Below are 21,219 nucleotides of genomic sequence, written 5' to 3' on the forward strand. Positions count from 1 at the left end.
GTAAGATCGATTATTTCCTACTATTGTTCCCAACCTAATGTTTGCACTAAGTTACTTCCACTCAACACCATTTGACTATTGGCGATAGGATAATAGTAGTGCTTATTTTTAATAAAGTTTTTCTTATTATCCCTAGCAACAGTAAACATAATATGTCCATTACTTCCATTCTCTAGGTAAATGCTATTATTATTACCATTTGCATCTTTGAGGTAGTAAAGTGTAATGTTCTTCAGTTGTTCTGGAGTAAACCCAGCAATAGGACCTGTATCTTTTGCCGATTCTAATATAGCTATATCGGCATTCCCGTCACCGGTGACATCCATTGCACCTAACGCCTTTACATACATACCTTGCTGTTGATCTGCAAGACGTTCACCAACTTCCCATCTAAAAATATCACGATAGCGCTGACCTTCACATGCTAATTCAACCCGTCTTTCTCTTCTAACTTCTAAAATTAGTCCAACATTTCCTTTTACATTAGGATAGTACTGTTGTAATATAGGATCTACAGCACCCATCGCTTCACTTAAAATCATCGCTGGCATAGCAACACGAGCTCTAATCTCATTGATCGATTTGTCCAGGTCTGCTTGACTATTCAAAATTCCAAGTTCCGCTTTAGCTTCTGCATAGATTAATAAAACCTCAGCATATCTAAATACAAATGCATCCGTGTAGGAAGCCTCCCAAGCTATCATTTCTGTTACCTCTGGATAAAACTTAATCTGATTATACCCGCCTAAAGTTGGTTTCAATCGGTGTGGAGTTTTTGCGTCAACAGATTGAAAACCTGGTTTCATAAATGTTTGTGCAAATCGTGGATCTCTATTCACAAATATCTCATCCACATTTTTTGTTTTATAATTAGGCTGATTGGTAAATCTACTGCCGTCCTTCATCAAATAACTCTCCATCAGTGTCTGACTCAATGCCCATTCATAATCCAATACCGTATGCGTATTCCGTCTCATACTTAGATCTTTATCATAATCGATAAACATAATAGTTTCCGGATTTGACTGAAGATTTTGACTGATAAACAAGTCTCTGTAAGCTCTATCTACACCACCGGCTTTACTGATCTGGAAGCCACCCTCATTTATGATTTTCTCCGAAGCAGATACTGCTCTTTCTAGAAACGTTTTAGAACTAGCAGCCAAACCTAAGTAGGTATGATATTTACGGTATGTACCTTCTTGCAGTGCAAACTGTGACAGCTGTGCTAAAGCAGCCCATTTAGTTACAGTCGATTTGTGTCCGTCAGGTTTTATATGGGCTGCTGCAAATTCTAGGTCAGCCATAATAGAATCAACCACCAAAGCCCTGCTGTCTTGCTTTTTATGTAAAGGTTCAGTATCTGCTGTACCTAAAGTATTCCCATACCAAGGTACATCATTATACATATTGACTTTATCAATATAAAAGCGAGCACGGAAAAATTTGGCTATACCAACATAATGGTTAACTTCTTCTGCACTTGCATTTTTAACTCTACTATAATTTTCTAAAAAAAAATTAATATTTCGCAAGGTCGACCAGCCCCATACACTCGCATTTTGAGGTGTTATACCTCCCCTCATCATTTCATCTATAGCGCTTCCCGAATTATGATGAGCCAAATTATCGGTACCAATATCGGCAATTGGCGAACTTAAGGTGTTATAAAAACTATTGGTATAAGTTTTTAAATCTGAAACATTATTAAAGAAAACTTCTTCAGTAACTGATGTAGTAGGATAACGATCCATAAAATCATCATTACAACTTGTGACTAGGGTAAACATACTCATTAATGTACCCGCGACAATTATCCATCTATTTATATTTTTCATGATACATTTCATTATTTAAAAATTAAAATTCAAGCCCAAAGAATATGTTCTTTGAAATGGATAAGCAGTTCTGTCCCCTACAATCTCTGGATCTAAATAATCCATCAATTTCGTAAATTCAAAAAGATTTTCGCCGCTGGCAAATAAACGAACGCGATCCACTCCCCATCGATCTGTCAACGATTTTGGAAAAGTATAACCGACCGTTATATTTTTAACCCTTAAATAGCCCGCATTTTGTAAATATTTAGTTTGTGTAGCTGCTAGCTCTACCCCGCTCTGTTCTGCTACATATGATTTAGGTCTTGGTAAATAACCATTTGGATTATCTGGCGTCCAGTGATCCAAGTTAAACTTTGTTAAACTCGCCCAAGGCTGTGCATAGATACCCCAAAAATAATGGTCACCACCTGGAGGATAGTAATTTCTCTTACCAACACCTTGCAAAAATATACGAAGGTCTATGCCATTCCATGCTGACGTTAAATCAAGTCCATAGGTATAGCGTTGTCTATAATTACCGATTACTTTATAATCACCAGGGTTTGCTAATGTCCAATCCCCATTAGTAATTTTACCATCTCCGTTGGAATCTTCAAATTTTAGATCACCTGGCTCGAGGCCTCTTGTACCCGGATATGAAGTAACATCATTCTGATCAGCATGCGCCTCTATTTCTGCTTCTGATTGGAAAAAACCTAAAGTAGTTAATCCCCACATTTCACCGATCTCCTGTCCTACATAGTAATCATTTAAATTATTTTTAGGGTTATTAAATTTTGAGATGTATGCCCTACTGTCCGCAAGATTAAATCGGGTTGCAAATGAAAGTGGTTTAGAACCGACCATAAACTCCTTATTAAATCCTAAGGTTAATTCCCAACCCTTCGTTTTTAAGTCTGCAGCATTCTCTAATGGAACTCCTGTACCAAGAACAACTGGTAATATACTACCTTTTGTCAGCATATCTTTTGTCATACGTCGATACAAATCAAATGATCCAAAAATCTGATTACCAAAAAGACCGATATCTACTCCGAAATTTGATTGCGTAACTGTTTCCCAAGTAAGCGTGGGTGAAACTAATCCTGGACTTGTTACATAAGCAGGGCGTTTACCATCTAATACAATACTTGTACCTTTTCCCATATCTGCAATATATGGATAGTAGTTGCCTTCAAGATCCTGATTAGCCAATGATCCATAGGATCCTCTTAACTTCAAGTTTGAAACAGACGAACTTAGCGGCCCAAAGAAGTTCTCTTTTGAAATCACCCAAGCCCCAGAAACTGATGGATTAAATGCAAATCGATCTTTTTTCGGAAATCTTGAAGAACCGTCATATCTGAGATTTGATTCAAAAATGTATCGCTCTTTGTAACTGTAGTTTAACCTGGCAAATGCCCCTCGTACCGACCATGCATAATCTGAAGCACCTATTGAAATAGGTTCGCCTGTTGCAAGTTCAATAGTAGGTAGCGAATTGGCGATCAATTGATCGCGGGATGCCGAAAACGACTCATAAATACGCTCTTCCTGATTAAAACCAACCATTACTGAAAAATAGTGATCCTTTAATGTCTGTTGGTACTGTGAATACAGATTATATACATTATAACGCGTTTCTTCACTTCCATTTGAAGCAGAACTATTAAAAGCTTGACGTTTTAAAGGACCTGGTCCTGTACTGTATTCCAGCGGTACGACAAAATAATGACTTTTACCGGATACCCTTCTAAATGTTGCATCACCATTTAAAGTCCAAACATTTTTTAGTAGATCGATCTTAGCTCCAAAACTGCTTTGAAAATCATTGACTCTGCGAACACTTCTTCCTCCATCGGCAACAGCACCGATCATACTTACACCAGCCTCTGTATAGGTTCCATCAGGATTGCGTACCGTATTTAATGAGGGTTGGCGGTTAACATTATGCCAATAAAGATAACCTTGATCAATAGCAGACGGTTGATCATATTTATCTGCAGTATAGGTTGTATTATTAGATAATGTAAACCAATCAGTTAATTTATAATCTCCCTTAGCCCTAAAATTATAGCGATCATAAGTATCCGGACTGATTCTGAGCATACCATTCTGTCTATAATACTCTCCAGAAAGATAAAATGAAGACTTTTCATTTTTTTGAGATATATTGATGTTGTTCGTGTAAGAAGGCTGAATATCTTTATATACTTCTTTGAACCAGTCCGTTGAACCTAAATAGATATAAGCATTAGGATTTGTTGGATCCACAATCACACGTGGCAATGAAGGATCATCATTTACAGCTTTACCATATTCAAGCATTCTTTCATCATAAAGATTATACCAAGGAGCACCCATGATATTCCTATACTTCATGACTTCATATGGATTATCTTCGATGTCAACCGTTCTAGTTATTGCTTTAGCTGCAAAAATTGAATTGGCGGCTACCTTTATCTCTTTACTTGTTCCTGTTTTCGTCGTCACTAAGACCACACCAAAAGCTGCCCGGCTACCATAGATTGCTGCAGATGCGGCATCTTTTAAAACCGTAACACTAGAAATATCAATGGGATTCATTCTGTTTAATTCATCATTTGTGGCCGGAACGCCATCAATCACAATTAATGGTCCACCGCCAGATAATGATGTATACCCCCTTACATTAATCCCAGGTGAACTATTTGCTCTACCACTCGTAGGCGTTATGTTTAGATTAGCCATAGCTCCCTGTAGCCCAGTGCCAACATTAGTAATCGGTCTGCTATCCAAAAACTTTTCGCTGATCTGGTCAACAGCACCAGATAAATTGACTCTTTTTTGAGTTCCATAACCCACGACAATAACTTCATCCAAGTGCGACTCTGCGCTTTCCATTCGGATATTGATCACCTTTTGATTTGCAACCTGAACCTCTTGATCTTTGTAGCCTAAAAAACGGAAAAGTAAAATGCCATTTTCTGGTACACGAAGAGAAAATCGTCCATCTGCATCTGTCTTTGTCGAAAGCCCAGATACTCCCAAAACGGATACAGTTACGCCCCGCATAACCCCAGTAGAATCACGCACTGTACCAGATATTTCAATATCTGTTTTATTTCTTTCAGTAATAACGATTGTTCCCCCCATTATCTCAAATGTAAGATTTTGACCTTTTAGTGCCCGATTTAAGACGGTGCGAACATCTGATTTAGAAACAGACACATCTACAAGATCGGTCTGCTCCAGTAATTTTTCGTCATAAAAAAAACGCAATTTAGTCTGCTTAGATATCTCTTTCAGCACATGCTCTATTTTCGCATTCTTCATCGAAATATTTACATTCTGAGCATATCCCGATGCTTGGGCCCCGAGTGTAAACAACACAACCAGCATACAAATTAACTTCATAATTAGCAGGATTTTAAAAACATAGGCATAGGGTCGACTCCTCCGATCATCCCGGATTATTATAGGAGAAAAAAAATTCATAACTTTGAATAGTTAAAGGTTGATTAATCTATAGAATTCACATTTCAATAAATTGCCTTTTTCCATTTGGGAGTGCGTCAACACTCCCTTTTTTTATGGATCTGGCCGTAAACTAGTATTTGTTAGGTTTCGATCATATCATTCAAATTTTAAGGTTTATAATTCTGTTATTTTATAATTACTTTTCGTCCATCAATTTCAAATTTTTTCTTAGTCACATATGCCAATGAATTTAGAATTTCGGAAAGTTTCAATTCACGACTTAAAGAGCCTTTATAAGATGAATTTAAGGTCAAAGCTTCAGCATTAATAATTTCAACATCATACCATCGCGCAATCTGTGATAAAATATCTTGAAGATTGTTGCCGTCAAAATAAAACTCTCCTCGTTGCCAAGCTATATGTTTTGAAACATCTGTTTGTTGGATTTTAATTTCATCACCTTTTATCAAAGCCTCTTCTCCAGGAAGCAACTCATGTTCGTGATTTCCTTTTAGAATCTTTACTTTACCTTCAACAAGAGTTGTATTCACTTGATCTGCATAAGCATTAATGTTAAAACTTGTACCTAGAACTTCAACAGTACTACCTTCGACTTCAATGCGGAAGGGTCTATTCTTATCCTTTTTTACTTCAAAATAAGCTTCACCTGTGAGCTTTACCCGACGCTCTTTTACACCAAAAGCATCCGGATAATCTAGTGTAGAAGAAGAATTTAACCAAACCAATGTACCATCCTCTAATTCCAATTTATATGTACCAGCATTGGGTACTTCTACAAAATAGTTGCTGGAATGCGGGACATTACTCTTACTTAGTTGATGGTCTTTTATTTCACTTTTTTTACCCTTATAAGATAGATAAGCATAAGAAGACCCAGGCAGGATATCATTTTTATAAGTTCCAGTAGAATCGGGTATTTGTGCTGCCAAATGGACTTCCTTTAATTGAATATTATTTTTCACGAAGTATAATGTAGCAATACTCACGAACACTATAACAGCGGCCGCTACGGAAAATCTTTTCCAGTCAAACATCTTTCTCACTGGATTTGAATCAGAAGTAACATCTAGCTGATCCATTACGATAGATTTTGATCTACCTAATGATTGAATCCGTTCGGTATCCGAAGTCTCTTGAGACTGGTCATCTTCAATTGAATAAAACCAATTCAAAAGCAGTCTATGTTCTTCAGGTGTACATTGACCATCCAGATATTTCTGAAGTAATTGTTTTTGAGAATCTATGGGTTTATTTTCCTTCATACATCCTTATAACCCGACTTTGGGTGAATAAGTACCGAAAAAAAGTAAAATAATTATTTGAGTTTAAATTTGAGTCTATTCAGCGCCATAGAAACATTATTTTTGACAGTCTGCTCAGATAAAGAAAGTTGATTGGCAATGTCTTTTATTGACATATCTTCACTCCTGCTGAGTCTAAAAACAGAACGCATAGTATCAGGCATAAGAGACATTTCATTTTCTAAAAGCCTTGCAAGTTCTTTAGCGATCAGTTCATCTTCACTGGTAGTGCCGATAAGATATTGATCTTTATTAATCTCAAGATAATCAAGATGACGATTTCTTTTTTCACTTTTAATAAGCCAATCAATCATCTCATATTTGGCCGCTTTAAATAAGTAAGGATAAATGGAATCACGCACTTCAATTTTGCTTCGTCTATTCCACATAGAAATAAAAACTTCCTGTATTATATCTTCGACATCTGGAATAGATTCAATCCGCTTTTGGATAAAACGAAAAAGAATATCCGAATATCGATCGAATAAAATTGAAAAGGCCATTTTATTGTCCTTCTTTAATTCCTCAAACAATTCGCTATCAGACCACGTCTTCATGATTTCTTACTCTTGATCAATTTAAATTGCATACTAGAACTTTACATTTCTTCAGTTGCAAAGTTATAATTGGTGTGTTAAGATAGCGTTAAAATAATATTTAACAAAAAACAAATCACATTTTTAATCTGGTTTTTATTAAAAATATTCATTAATCAACTAAAATGTAGTGATCTATCGATGCTACGGTTTTACATAAAAATGAAATAATTCCGGACTAAGACTGCTTATTTAGATAAATTAGTACCTCCACATATAAAATGCAAATTCTAATTATAGTACAAAAGCCCTAGGTATTTAAACATAGGGCTTTTGAACAGTGATTCATTTCCATCTATCAAATTTATAATGAACCTTTAAAAACCCGGATGGGGTTACCACGCTCTATTTCAGCATGATTATGCCATTGGAGGTCTTTTTCTTGCTTAACAGTCAGATCCTGCATATTCATGATCTTTAACGCAAGACGTTCTGTTGCTAATTTTTTATTTTGTAATTGGGATCTTGTATCCATCGCTACGACCATTAACCCTGTCGGCATATGAAGTGCGCGAACAGCAGAACTAACTTTATTTACATGTTGTCCACCAGGTCCCGAACTTCGTATCATTTGATAAAGAATATCATCTTCCGAAATTGCTACCTCATTCTTCTCATTAACAATAAACAAAGCAATGAACCAATTTTTTCTTTTATGAAAAGTACGAAATGGACTTGTACAAGTCCATTGCAAAGAACCTGTCCACGATTGAAGAAATATATCGATATCGTGTCCTGTTAGTTTACAAATTGCAGATCTTATTAATTCCCCCTCACTCTGCTCTTGACTCACAATAGTCACCAATATCTGCTTTTCTAATGCTTCTCTTTTAAAAATACTTAACACCTTTGTAAGGAAAAAGTCACACTCCTTGGGTCCTTTTCCTGAACTTAATTGAATATATACTTCCATTTTATTAACTTTCCATACGAACAAATTTTGGTTTGAAAATTCCCAAAACTGTTACTAATTCTTTTTGATAACTCATCACTTTTTCAATATCCTTATAGGCCATCGGTGATTCGTCCATACTGCCTCCGATAACTTGAACACCAGCATCGGCTAATTTTTTACTCATTGCTGTTTTGGTAAAAAGAGATTTTGCATCAGCTCTCGAATATAATCGTCCCGCACCATGTGAAGCGGAATTTAAACTTCCCACATGTCCCAAGCCTTCTACTAAGTAGCCTGGTGCGGTCATCGATCCGGGGATAATTCCCAAAACACCTTTACCTGCCGGTGTCGCACCTTTACGATGTACAATACATTCCTGACCACCGACCATTTCCTTCCATGCAAAATTGTGATGATTTTCGATTGTCACTACAATACGCTTACCCAAGGCCTTAGCAATCCGCTGATGGATATTTTCATGACATGCTTTTGCATAGTCTCCTGCCAAATTCATTGCTAACCAATATTCCTGCCCATCATGTGTATTCAGGTCTAACCAAGCAAGGTGCTCTACTTGACGTGGTAAAGGACATTGCTTTTTAGCCAGATATGTATAATGTTTTGCAATATTTGCTCCCAATCCACGAGAACCACTGTGTGACAATACGGCTAAGTATTCACCAGCAACAAGTTTCCATTCAGGTTTGGGGTGTGTAAGTTCAATAATTCCAAATTCAACGAAATGATTTCCACCACCTGAGGTTCCCAGTTGCTTATAAGCTTTGTCTTTCAAACTTTTTAAAAGCGGGATGTCCTGAAATTCGGATCGATAGAATAACTCATGGTCACTTTTGTTTTTATGCGTTTCATACATTCCAAATTTGGTGTGTTCTGATAAGATATTTAAGAGCATCGCATCTTTCCCTCTTATGAACGAGGCTGGCAAATTAAAAATAGACATACTCATACGACATCCAATATCTACACCAACACCATAAGGAATAACAGCCTGATGTGTAGCTAAAACGCCCCCAATAGGTAGACCATATCCCGAATGTGCATCGGGCATTAATGCGCCCGCGACTGCAACAGGAAGTTTTAAAGCATCATAGAGTTGAAATTTAGCCTTTTCATCAATCACATCTTCTCCAAAAATGGAAAATGGAGCGCGCTGTTTCAATAACTCCTGCATTTTCACTTCAACAGGCTTGATCAAACCCTCTGCTAACTTGCCCCAAATCCCATGATGATGAAAGATGCTAGGGTTAGACAATACCGCACTTAATTCTTGTAAGACAGCTTCTTTCTTCTCACGCTTTCTATAACGTTGTATTTGATTTAAACCAATATTTATTGTATTATTTTGAGGAAAACCTAATTTTATGAGGTCTTTCCCTGAGATTTTACTTCCCATGATTGTATTATAAAATTGAAAAATGTGTTAAAAAAACACAGTGAATATTTGGAAACAAGTTCCAATAATTGTCAATTCGGGAAAATTTGCATGTAAAATATAGAATAAACAAAAAAGCCCGAATTATCTTCGGGCTTTTAATATAATGATTTGATAGAATCCTTTATATCTGGGCACGAAGAACCATGACCGCATCTTTTGCAGTAATGTTAATGGATGTTATAGTAACTATAGACATTTTTGTGTTCTTCGTTTAAAGGGTTATTATTATTTATCGTGACAAATATATTATTTTTTTTGAATTAAGTAAAAATTATTTTAAAAAAATTTATGATTTTGATTTTCGTATACAATCATTAATTTAATGGAGGATGTTCAATTTTAGATATAATTGTCAAGAACTAAAAAAGCTCCGGTTGATACCGGAGCTGATCTATAAAGTACTTTTATATATAAAATATTTATTGTGCAACGGAAATCAAGACTTTCCATTCGCGTGTAGTTCCATCTGCAGAATACACTTGATACTTGAAATAACCTTTAGAAAAATCGCTAACTACACCTGCAACAGGTGCCCCCTCCAATGGTTCGATCTTTGTACCATAATGGGTAAATCGAATCGCCATTTTACTTAAATCAGTTCCTTTTACTGCAATAATCGTTATTGTTGCATTTTCTGGATTAACAATATTGGAGGAAGTAGGAATAGCATTGTATTTATATCCTGTTACAGGCTCACCATATCCCAGTTCATTCGTTACTTCTATATAATTAAACAGAACGGCTGTTGTTATAAAAGCTTTATCTCCGTAAGTTCCTTCATCAAGTTCAACTCTAGGTTTCAAACAGGAAACCAACGAAAAGTGAAGTAGAAAAAAAGAGAAAACACATACTTTGATATATTTCATCATTTTATTATTTAAAATTTTCAAATTAATTTATCCGATTAGTTCCATCCAGGATTTTGTCCAAGTGTTCCACCATTTACTTGATAGAGCATTATTTGTTTTAGCGGAATACCATTTAAATAATCTCTATTTTTATCAATATACAATCCGCGTCCGCCACTTAAAAAATCAGCTACCTTAAACCAAGGATTGATACTTCCATCAGGGAAACGCGACACATTAGATCCTACTGTAAGTTTGAAGCTATTTTCATATTTTTCTACTACATAGCCATCTTTCCTAATCTGACTATACAGTGCAGGGTTATTACCTTGATCTAAGGAAAACTGTTCTGGTGTTCTGTTATAATAATCCAAATATTCTTGTAACAAAGCTCCTTTGGGCTGATATCCATTGATAACTTTTTCATACACGGCCCATCTTTTCAGATCATTGAGTCTATAACCTTCTAAAGCCAATTCTACCATTCTTTCCCTCCGAACTTCATTAACTAGAGCAGATTCGGATTTGTCGAAACCATATTCTTCATTGTAATTGGTACCTACCCCAGCATTCATTTGCATCGGTAACATTCCCACCCTTGCTCTCATTACATTAATGGTTTTGTCCAGATCTGACTGCGTAATACTTCCTAAAATCGCTTTCGCTTCAGCAAGTGCCAATAAAGATTCTTCATACCGCATCAAGATATCATCAGTCTCGCCTTTTGTGGCTTCTTGTGCAAATACAGCACCTTTAAAATTACGATACCCCGTAGATGTAAAACCTTCAGTATAGGGAGCCTGATGGGCTATAAATGGATATCTAAACGGATCGCCATCTCCGCCTCGTCCTGTTAATTTATTTTGAGGACCTCGGTCTGGTGTCCAGACCGTCTGTTTAAAACGCGGATCCAAATTATTACCCAAATCGTTTAATGAAGGTGTATAATTCTGTCCAAGCGGCTGAGGCGTGCCATCCTTTCTTAAATAAATATCAACCAGATGATTAGTTATTGAATGACCAAAATCCTTTATTTTAAAAAAGAAATTGTGACTGTAAGCTAGCTTAGAGGCATCATAGACTTTATAAAGAAAAACACCATCTATGTTACTGGCATCCTTTTGAGAAAACAATTGATTGTATGCCATCTCTTTGTCACCTGCCATCGTAAAGATACGGCTACCATGACGGTTCAATAATATATTTACAGTCGGTTCAATCAATTTCAAAAACTCTACACCATCTTGACCGGTCATAGCAAATGGTGTACCTTTTTTATTGTGATAATACTCCCAAGTTCCTTCATACAGGGCAACTCTAGCTTTTAAGTTTAATGCGGCCTCTTTATTTAATCGACCAGCCATTGCAGCTTGACCTTCACCTTTCCAGTGCAATCGATCTATAGCTGAATCGATATCACTTATTATCTGTTTAGCGACCTCGTATCGGGAAGATCTCGGTTTGTATAATTTATCCGTATCCTGTTCCGTAAGCAGTTCATTAACTATGGGTACTCCACCGAAGTTTTGCAATAAATTGAAATAGTCCCAAGCTCTAAAGAAATATCCTTCACCGATATAATGCTTTGCTGCATCTGTCTTTTCAGCATTCAAATTTGCATAATGAAGAAAGTAATTATCATTACGGAGACCAACGTAACCATTGTCCCATGTGCTGTTGACATCTGGTGCTGTAGAAGCCGTACTCCATCTATTCAAGCTTGCCGTCACCGAAGTCTGCATTATCATCACATCTGTATTTAAATCCAACCCAAGATTACTATTTCCGCCACTAACAGAACCACTCCCGCCCATCGTATTATATTGAGGTGCAAGTTTGGAATACAATCCATTAGTGTAAATCTGAAGGTCAGATGCTGTTTTGAAAAAATTAGTCGAATTGACTGATGTCAATGGATCTCTGTTTAAGAAATCTTTAGAACAAGAACCCGTCAGTACCACACATACAAACATCATCATTTTGTGGTATTTATTTAATTGTTTATGAGGTTTCATATTTATATTTTAATTTCTAAAAAATGAGATTACAAAGTCAAATTAACACCCAATGAAAAATAGCGCAATGGAGGGTACCCATTTGTACTCGCTGAGAAAAGTCCGCCAAGATTACTCAGGAGCTCAGGATCATACTTTATAAATGATTTATTATATAAAAATCCAAGATTCTCACCACTGAAATAAATATTTGCACGTTTCAATTTCACTTTAGACAAAATTGTTTGTGGAAGATCATAACCAATCGTTATATTACGTACCCTTAGATGGGCTAAGTTGAGTGTATAACGATCAGAAGCTAAGGTTCTACTGGTATTTAAAGCTGGAAAGAAAGCATCCTTATTAGTTGGTGTCCAATAACCAAGCTTGGTACTTTCTTCAAATGCTGGAGTGTAGAAATATGCAGTACCACCGCCACCTGCACTACTTCCCCATACCCAATCAGAGCTTGTAAATATTTTCCAATGCATGACCCCCTCAAGGACAGCTGAAAAATTAAAATTGTTCCAAGAGAATGAAGGAATAATCGAGTAAGATTTACGGGGATAATTAAAGCCATTTTTTATTTGATCACCCTTACTATACCAAAAACCTCCTGTTCCAGATCCAATATAACCATCACCATCTAAATCTTTATAGGTTAAATATCCAGGATAGTTATATTCTCCAGTAAGAGTTTTACCACTTAAGTCTGCAGTATTCTGAGCTATTCCATCGGCCTGATACATATAATTTTGACCAAATAGTTCCCCTACTGTCCAAACTCCGCTTCGGGCACCACTAGCATTTGCAGAATACTTGGTGACATATCCGATATAATCACTCATGTTAAACTTCACATCATATGTAAATGGTTTATTTGCCAATTGAAATTTGTCATTCCAACCAATACTCAATTCCCAACCTCTGGTTTCAGATTCCGAATTATTCAATTGTGGAGCACCCGTACCTAATACTGCTGAGACAGGATTTGCGGGTCCCATCTGATTAATAATCCTACGTTGATACCATTCATAGGTAATATTTAATCTCCTATTTAAAGTGGTTACATCCAGTCCAAGGTTGAGGACTGTTGGTTTCGCCCATGTTAGTGAAGAGCTCACTAAACCAGGAGCACTAGCTACATTCGAAAAATTACCGCCTAAAAGCGTATTTTTATTTACAGAAAATCCAAGTGTGGGTAGGTAGGTATAGTAGTTACTTGATCCCACAGAGGTCAAATCTCCTGATGTTGACCATGATACACGAGGTTTTAATTCACTAATAATGTCTTTTAAAGGCCAAAATGACTCCTTAGCCACATTCCATGCACCAGATATTGATGGGAAAAATCCCCATCGTGATTCGGGAGAGAAACGAGAACTAGCATCTTTTCTTCCTGCAAATTTGATCATGTACTTCTGTTGATAATCGTAGCTCGCAATACCGTAATATCCTAAAGTTGCCCACTCATACATATTATCACCCGCTACTGGATTATTTGCAGCGGCATTCAACGCCTCGATCACATCCTGAGCAAAAAGATCCGTTTTACTGCCGCTCAAAGACTGATAATTATTTTCTTCAGCCTGCATACCCACTTGTACTAAAACATTGTGTTTGTCTGCAAAATTCCTACTGTACTGTGCATTTAATTTAGCGAATTGATATTTCTGAAGTCCACTAGACTTAGCGATGCTACTAATATTTGCAGAGCGATTATTTTGAATTTTTGTTCCATCTGGAAGCTCTGTATATGCGACTTTATCTACTTTGGTAAATTGTGAATTATTGACCCTATAAGTATAGTCTCCGTTAATTTCAAAATATTTGAATGGCTTCAGAGTCGCTCCTCCTGTCATGACAATATCATTACGCTCATTGGTTATTGAACCACCCTCACCCATTATTCCAGCAGCACCTAATATCCATGAATAAGCATTACCAGACGGCACTTTTAGAGGAGTTGCAAAATATTGCATCATGCTACCAAAAATATCGCCATAATTAGCTATTGAGCTACCCGAACCAGCATCTGTTGCAGAGCCCGCTCTGTAATTTGGACCTTTACTTTGTTGCAAAACATAGCTTACATCAGTCCTCAAATCCAACCAATCAGCCGCTTTATAATTCAACTTTGACTGCAGATTATATCGTGTATTATTATTAAGATCTCCCTTAAATAATCCTTTAGTTCCATTGTAACCAAAACTGGAGAAATACTGTGCACGGTCTGTTCCGCCACTTAAATTTACATTGTGCTGACTACTAACCGCCGATTTGTTTAAATAAGCATCATAAAGCTTTGTGGTAGCAAAAGACTGTTCTCTTGTCCAGTTCTTAAAACCAGCATTTGTTGTTGGAAACTGACCGTTTTCAATGTACAATTGTGCCTTATCTCCAAACTGTGCCCGCAATTCATCGAAAGAGGGGTCATTCCAGTCTTTCCGAAGCCATGCTTCCATTCTTTGAATCGTAATAGCATCAACACCATCTGTTCCTGTTCCATCAGGCCAACCGTTCTTTTGCGCCATATTGATATATCTGGCCCAATCAGGAGAATTTGGTTGGGTTGGAAAAGTTACTCGTTTACCGATCTTCACATTTCCGGAATAAGTAATGGACATCTTTCCAGATTTACCACTCTTTGTGGTAATTAAAATAATCCCATAGGGAGCACGAGATCCGTAAATTGCTGTTGAAGCACCGTCCTTTAATATGGAAATACTTTCAACATCATTCGGATTAACATCCTGAATTGGTCTTTCTACTCCGTCAATTAACACGAGAGGTGAAGCAGATCCATTGATAGCGGTAAATCCCCTGATATTTAATGTTGGATTGCTTTCTGGAGCGCCGCTCGGCATTCTGATGTTCAACCCTGGAGAAAGACCGATTAAGCCATCAGCAACATTACGAATTGGACGGTTTGCTAATTTTTCACCACTTACAGTAGCTACCGCATCTGTTAAACTGCTTTTCTTTACTTTCCCATAAGCTGTAATCACTACTTCATCCATTTCGAATAGGTTTTTAGCAATCACCATCGTAATATTGGATAAGTCTTTAGCGGTTATCTCTTTTGTTGTGTAACCCACCCCTGTGATAACGATAATAGCACTGCTGTTACTCACCTTAAATTGAAAATTACCCTTTACATCGGTCCTGGTACTATTCTTCGTACCTTTTTCGGTTAGGTTGATTCCTTCGATCGGATTTCCTTGCTCATCTTTTAAAGTACCTTTCACATTAAAATTTTGTAATGGGCGGCGGGCCTTTGATGATAGATGCTTATTGATAGGCGATAACAAGTTATTCTGATCAATAGCAGTGATGGCAAATGCATTATTTTTTGAAAAGATGAGGGCTAGAGATAGCACACTCGACACTATTGACACTCGAACAATAGGGGCAATAAACTTCCCTTCCCATTTGTTTACGAGAGAAATATTTTTCATATTTGAAAAAATAAGGTTAATTAAAAAACTCGAACTCTTTTGATTCCTTTAAAAGGAGATGTTGTCGCATCTCCTTTATCATTATATATATTTATCTACCCATAAGCTGTTTATTTATATTAGATTTAATGTGGTTAATACTTTTTATTAAAAAGATGATTTAACAATAATACTCAATTTGTTTAAAGTTTACAAATATTAAATTTAAAACACAAAATATCAACAAATATATCAATTGTGTTTAGCTATTGTAAAGTACTGAGGTTAAGAAATTGTTATCTTTTCTTTATAAAATGTACATATCCTGTCGCGAATAAGGCAGTATTAACGTGAATTCTTTTTAATGATTCATTATACATTCACTTATATATTTTTTTGAATTCCCCCGCTAATTCTCACATTTTAAATATTACAGGAATTTTAAAGCTAAAAAAGCCCCCAAAAAAAAATTTCGAAAATCACTTTCCGAAATTTTGTAATAAATAGATTTATTACAAATTGATCAATTAATGTCTAAAGTCTTATATGCTTTTGCAAGATTGACTAGTTCTGGTAAAGCTCTGAAAGTAAAATAAGCGATATCATCATCTTGTCTTTCCCGAAGAAGTTTGGTATAAGCATTGATACTTGCATTAATATGTTCCAAAAATAACTTGTTCCACTTACTTTCGGACTCATCACTGTAATATAAAAAAGATTTCTCTCCTGCTTTCCAGATCTGCTCAAACTGATTTTGATCTAGATCAATGGTTTTACCCTTGATAATGTCGACCAATATCGGTTGTGTATTTTTATAATAATTTCTGATCTGTTTGCATAATACAAGTATATCCTTATTCTTACTGTGTTTTTCCATCAACTGTGTCATCACCAGCCCCTCAGTTCTCATAAAAACAATGTCCCTCAGTATATGCTCATCTTTATAATCCTGCGAAATAACAGCCGAACTTTGAAAAAGTAAAAATATAGTTATGATAATTGAGTATGTTTTTGAATGTGCTTGCATACGATTTGAATTAATGATAAATATTGGGTTGTCACTATTTTACTATAATGGAAGCAATAAATGTGCTTTCTTTTGACAATTATCATTAAAACAGGTATTTATAATAATAAATAAAGAGTTTACCACCTTTAAATGTATTTTTACTTAGAAAATTTTTTAAAGTCCAATGTACAAGTCTACTACACGACATCGAGACCAAGCTACAATTCTATTATCTTCCTATATTTTCATCATTATATGTAATTATCATAGATTTAATAATTTCTATAAAATTCATGAACATAAATCCATTAATAAACGAATACTAAAATATATAGCAACGACATTGCGGTTAAAAAAGACAAATTCACACCTTAATATTATACTAATTATTTTAGTTTTATTTCATTTTTCAAATTAATTTTAGAAGGATTTTTGCACTCAAAAATTGAACTAATTTATTTAGTATCCGGAATCTCATTTTCTCTAATAAATGAGATTAAAAAGAGAAATTAAAATAGCTAACATTTTTAGTTTAATTGATAAACTAACTTATTTTCAATAAGATATAATCACAAATACTTGTGTTTCATTTTTAAGTCATGTTATTAAAAGCACTATGAATCCCTTTAAAATCCATATTTAAAATATGTATAATAAGAAGATTTGCCAATGTTATTTTGAACAAAAAAATATGTGGTCGAAAGACAAGTTCATCCATTTAATTTAGATACTTTGCCAGTACTTCACCTATCACCATCTACTCCGCTATAAAAATACTTTACCCTCTGATGCAAGTAAATTCCATTTGAAAAATTTAAAGTCCTTTTTTTTAACCTCAACACAGGTCACAGGAAAGCTTATAATTATATTTTCGATGTTTTATGTCGTAAACATAACTAGTAGCGTCAGAGGGTTTAAAACAATATAATATCGTAATCAAAAAAAATCCAACCTAGACTATAACTGTATTTTGATACCTAATGAAATATTACGCCCAGGAAGCGGCGCGAGGTATTTCAACAATGAGTTTTGAGGGCGTGCTTCTACATTTAGCAAATTATGACCCGATAAGTAATATGTAAAAACATACTCCCTAATTTTAAAAGAATAACCAACTTGTGCGGCGAGTAATGAATAAGATGGCATCGCTGGCTCAAGATTTATATTTTTCCCAAGGTAGCGTTGCTTTAAATAATGATCAAAAGTTGTATTCCAGTAAAAACTGTTCAAAGTCATCGTAGTAGATACGCCATATCTACTTGTTGGCAAATTAGGCATATAGTCACCCTCCGCCCAAGTACGCATTTTATCATCAGCAGTATTTTTATTTTTGACAAGATCTGCAAAAGTATTTAACTCAAAACTATGTTTATCTTTCCATTTAAAATTATAGGAAGCTTCCAATTCCCATCCTTTGATTTCTGTATCAGAAGCACGCCACTCTTTCACCAGAAAACCGCCAGAACGAGATATACCGGTGTGACCGAGGTAAATATAATTATCATAATTGCTACTGAAGTATGTTGCTGCCAGATGGAACCCACCTAAATTTAATCCCGTACCAAGCTCATAAGATCTTGCCGTTTCTTTACTCAAACGATCATCTCCATTTTCCTCTACCAAAATTGCAAAATGGTCATTTCCCGCATACAGTTCGTTGACCTCTGGAGCACGCTCAGCATGAGAATATGACGCCTGAACATAAGCAATATTTAATAGATGATAACGAATATCACCAGAAAACTGATTCAGATCAAAATCTCTTGGTGTCAATTTTCCACCGGCCATGCCTCTACTGGGTGTGTAACTGTTATCAGAAAGAACACGTCTAGCCACCCAGTCATGACGATAACCGAAATTGACTGTAAATAAATTATGTTCATATTTCTGCAATACAAAAGCTCCCAATTCTCTACTTAGATTGTTGGGAAGATATTTCTGTTCCCCTACCCCATCCATCCGTATAGATGAAAAATCTAAACCACTTATAGCTGTCCAATCTTTACTGAACTGATGAAGTAGTTCTGATCTTGTCGTATGTCTACGTGTATTAAATTTGTTCACCTGATAAATACCGACAAGTTCACGATCATCAGCAAATTGCATCGAATAATTAAATTTTATTTCCGTGATTTGTGAAAAAGATGGTTTAATAGCGCTTTCCATTGATAGGATATGTGACCAAGCACGGGTATTGACGGGTTCATATATTGGAGCTGGCAAAACAACATCATGACTATGTTTTGGTTTTGCCGCTTGTGCAAATCCTGGCACACCATAATAACCTTCTAGAGCCCGGTAACCAATTCCCACGCTGTAGTTTTCTTTAATAAAGCTACTCCCAACATTAACCGAGCGGCTTTCAGCATGACTATTAGGCATAATTCCATGAGTAACCGGAACATAATCTGTTATACCGTGAACAACTTGTGTGTAAAGGGCTGTTGCTGGGTCCTGTCCAGCAATGTATTGGTCATTAGTAGGATTAGGAACCTGCTTACCACCAATAAACGAGTATTGCTGAAAAGTATAAAGATCGGCCTCGGACAATCCCCAATCGGGGTCATTCATATGGTTTTTTACAAATTGACTTATATACGGATATAAGGATAGGTTGCGGATAGTTACCCTATCTACGTGTACCTGTGCCATTGTTTCTGTCAAGTGATCGATAGTCGGGTCGTACGCAATAGGAGCTTTTGTATTTGCGGGAATCTTCAGGTTTTTATGACTCTGATTCATTCCTCCTATATTCCAAACCCAGTGTTTCCCAAGATTACCGGCAATTTGTAAGGCCTGGCGATTACCACTATTAGTTCCAATTTCAACAATTGCTCTTCCTAACGATTTTTTTGAAAGTAATGACTGTGGAACGGTATTATCCTTGAGATCAACAGCTCCACCTATTGCCTTGCCACCATATCGTACACTTGCAGAACCTTTATAAATATCAATACCACTTAAATTATCCATATCCAGATTGACATTCAAATTAGGACTCATCCCAGAAAGGTCATGCATGGAAATTCCATTGCTAAGTATTTTTACTCTATTACCGCTTAAGCTCCGAATCATAACGCTTCCAGAATTTGGTCCAAAAGAAGCATTTTGCACACCAGAAATATGACTGAGACTCGCACTCAAAGTTTGTGTCTGGATCTGATCTAGCTTTTGTCTATTAATTTCTACGCGACGAATATTGTTTGTTTTTTTGCCTATAACCTGTGCACTTGGAAGTTTTATATTTTTCAAAGTGTCAAGAGGAGTCTTAATTTGTCCCGAACTTTCCGCACAGAATAGTAAAAATGCGATGAAAAGAGGATAAGCAATAGTATTATTTGAGGTCATCATACCTTGTTTTACATATATTTTCATGCAAAGGTATAAAACAATACTGTTAATGCAACATAATTGCATTAACAGTGAGAGATAATTATTTTCTCTTTTATTTAGTAATACAGTTGGAGATTTTTAAAAAAAGTGAGAACATGCTTATAAACCTGCTCCTACTTTACTAAAAGACGGTTTTTAAATTGCTTCAACAAAATTTAAAATTATATTTATTCCTCAGATTAAATTTTTCTATGGTACTTATTATCCCGATCCAAATCATACTGTCATACAGAACCTTCTATTTATCAGAGTTTCAGCGACACCTCAGCTATATCTAGAAAAGTATAAGGCAAGCTTTTCATTAGTGCCTACCTAGAAAACTGAATTCCTTATAAAAATAGCAGAGGCATATTTTCAATCAACGTCAATACAGGTATTGTGACTGTACTAAAATTGAAACATTGGAAGCTATAATTTAACAGATTTTAATTAAAACCCTTAAAATTATCGATATGAAGTTTACTACTGACCTCACTATGGTGATGACCACTGAATTATAAAAGGTTACGCAAGCTCGCATTTTAATCAACGATAGATTACCTGCTTATCTCATTTTATAGGCTTCCCACCATTCATCCAACATGTCGATAACCGGCAGAATCGTTTTCCCCATTTCACTCAATTTGTATTCGACTCGTGGCGGTGATTCGAGATAAACTTGTCTACAGATGATACCATCACGTTCAAGCTCACGTAACTGCAACGTTAATGTTGTCTGGGCCATATCTTCCATGTCTCTTCGTAACTCGCCGAAACGCTTTGGGCATTGCTGTGCGATGGTTTTAATTAGCAATACCTTCCATTTTCCACCTATAATTTTAAAAATTCCGTTGACATCGCAACAACTTTCCGAATTTTTGATTTTTTTTTCTTCCATAAGCCACTTATACTGAGCATTAGTGCATAAAACCATACTAAGTATGCATCTTAGAACTACTTGATATCACTAATTATCACGCTTAAATTTGATCGATAAAATTACTAAAAACA

At 35.9% G+C, this 21,219-nt stretch carries 12 protein-coding genes; all 12 read right to left on the bottom strand.

Features of this window, described 5'->3' with window-relative positions; genetic code table 11:
- Window positions 1-20 precede the first annotated feature (20 nt).
- Window positions 21-1,838, bottom strand: a complete 1,818-nt coding sequence (locus JAZ75_RS20530; protein WP_208698065.1) for a RagB/SusD family nutrient uptake outer membrane protein — start codon at window positions 1,836-1,838, stop codon at window positions 21-23.
- A 15-nt stretch (window positions 1,839-1,853) separates the two neighbouring features.
- Window positions 1,854-5,216 carry a TonB-dependent receptor gene (locus tag JAZ75_RS20535; RefSeq protein WP_232789280.1) on the bottom strand — a complete coding sequence of 1,121 codons (3,363 nt, stop codon included), beginning with the start codon at window positions 5,214-5,216 and terminating at the stop codon, window positions 1,854-1,856.
- Between the two features lie 248 nt (window positions 5,217-5,464).
- Window positions 5,465-6,562: a FecR family protein gene (locus JAZ75_RS20540; protein WP_208698069.1), complete on the bottom strand. Its 1,098-nt coding sequence runs from the start codon at window positions 6,560-6,562 to the stop codon at window positions 5,465-5,467.
- Between the two features lie 53 nt (window positions 6,563-6,615).
- Window positions 6,616-7,158 carry an RNA polymerase sigma factor gene (locus JAZ75_RS20545; protein WP_208698071.1) on the bottom strand — a complete coding sequence of 181 codons (543 nt, stop codon included), beginning with the start codon at window positions 7,156-7,158 and terminating at the stop codon, window positions 6,616-6,618.
- Between the two features lie 343 nt (window positions 7,159-7,501).
- Window positions 7,502-8,110 carry a peptide chain release factor H gene (gene prfH / locus JAZ75_RS20550; RefSeq protein WP_208698073.1) on the bottom strand — a complete coding sequence of 203 codons (609 nt, stop codon included), beginning with the start codon at window positions 8,108-8,110 and terminating at the stop codon, window positions 7,502-7,504.
- A gap of 4 nt (window positions 8,111-8,114) precedes the next feature.
- A complete protein-coding gene (locus tag JAZ75_RS20555; protein WP_208698075.1) occupies window positions 8,115-9,506 on the bottom strand; it encodes an RtcB family protein in 1,392 nt (463 codons plus the stop codon).
- A gap of 461 nt (window positions 9,507-9,967) precedes the next feature.
- Window positions 9,968-10,417: a DUF5018-related domain-containing protein gene (locus tag JAZ75_RS20560; protein ID WP_208698078.1), complete on the bottom strand. Its 450-nt coding sequence runs from the start codon at window positions 10,415-10,417 to the stop codon at window positions 9,968-9,970.
- A 35-nt stretch (window positions 10,418-10,452) separates the two neighbouring features.
- On the bottom strand, window positions 10,453-12,411 hold the full coding sequence (locus JAZ75_RS20565) for a RagB/SusD family nutrient uptake outer membrane protein (RefSeq protein WP_208698080.1): 1,959 nt from the start codon (window positions 12,409-12,411) through the stop codon (window positions 10,453-10,455).
- Window positions 12,412-12,440: 29 nt separating this feature from the next.
- On the bottom strand, window positions 12,441-15,848 hold the full coding sequence (locus JAZ75_RS20570) for a SusC/RagA family TonB-linked outer membrane protein (RefSeq protein ID WP_208698082.1): 3,408 nt from the start codon (window positions 15,846-15,848) through the stop codon (window positions 12,441-12,443).
- A 502-nt stretch (window positions 15,849-16,350) separates the two neighbouring features.
- The gene (locus tag JAZ75_RS20575; protein ID WP_208698084.1) at window positions 16,351-16,854 is read right to left on the bottom strand and encodes a hypothetical protein; all 504 of its coding nucleotides are present in this window, start codon (window positions 16,852-16,854) and stop codon (window positions 16,351-16,353) included.
- A gap of 939 nt (window positions 16,855-17,793) precedes the next feature.
- On the bottom strand, window positions 17,794-20,211 hold the full coding sequence (locus tag JAZ75_RS20580; RefSeq protein WP_232789281.1) for a TonB-dependent receptor: 2,418 nt from the start codon (window positions 20,209-20,211) through the stop codon (window positions 17,794-17,796).
- 562 nt (window positions 20,212-20,773) lie between these two features.
- Window positions 20,774-21,142, bottom strand: a complete 369-nt coding sequence (locus JAZ75_RS20585) for a winged helix-turn-helix transcriptional regulator (RefSeq protein WP_132768348.1) — start codon at window positions 21,140-21,142, stop codon at window positions 20,774-20,776.
- Between the last annotated feature and the right edge of the window lie 77 nt (window positions 21,143-21,219).

It is taken from the genome of Sphingobacterium sp. UDSM-2020, assembly GCF_016132525.1.
Lineage (GTDB): Bacteria > Bacteroidota > Bacteroidia > Sphingobacteriales > Sphingobacteriaceae > Sphingobacterium > Sphingobacterium anhuiense.

Coding starts and splice junctions, on each gene's coding strand:
- JAZ75_RS20530 (WP_208698065.1), bottom strand. CDS start 1,838: ATGAAAAATATAAATAGATGGATAATTGTCGCGGGTACATTAATGAGT.
- JAZ75_RS20535 (WP_232789280.1), bottom strand. CDS start 5,216: ATGAAGTTAATTTGTATGCTGGTTGTGTTGTTTACACTCGGGGCCCAA.
- JAZ75_RS20540 (WP_208698069.1), bottom strand. CDS start 6,562: ATGAAGGAAAATAAACCCATAGATTCTCAAAAACAATTACTTCAGAAA.
- JAZ75_RS20545 (WP_208698071.1), bottom strand. CDS start 7,158: ATGAAGACGTGGTCTGATAGCGAATTGTTTGAGGAATTAAAGAAGGAC.
- prfH (WP_208698073.1), bottom strand. CDS start 8,110: ATGGAAGTATATATTCAATTAAGTTCAGGAAAAGGACCCAAGGAGTGT.
- JAZ75_RS20555 (WP_208698075.1), bottom strand. CDS start 9,506: ATGGGAAGTAAAATCTCAGGGAAAGACCTCATAAAATTAGGTTTTCCT.
- JAZ75_RS20560 (WP_208698078.1), bottom strand. CDS start 10,417: ATGATGAAATATATCAAAGTATGTGTTTTCTCTTTTTTTCTACTTCAC.
- JAZ75_RS20565 (WP_208698080.1), bottom strand. CDS start 12,411: ATGAAACCTCATAAACAATTAAATAAATACCACAAAATGATGATGTTT.
- JAZ75_RS20570 (WP_208698082.1), bottom strand. CDS start 15,848: ATGAAAAATATTTCTCTCGTAAACAAATGGGAAGGGAAGTTTATTGCC.
- JAZ75_RS20575 (WP_208698084.1), bottom strand. CDS start 16,854: ATGCAAGCACATTCAAAAACATACTCAATTATCATAACTATATTTTTA.
- JAZ75_RS20580 (WP_232789281.1), bottom strand. CDS start 20,211: ATGAAAATATATGTAAAACAAGGTATGATGACCTCAAATAATACTATT.
- JAZ75_RS20585 (WP_132768348.1), bottom strand. CDS start 21,142: ATGGTTTTATGCACTAATGCTCAGTATAAGTGGCTTATGGAAGAAAAA.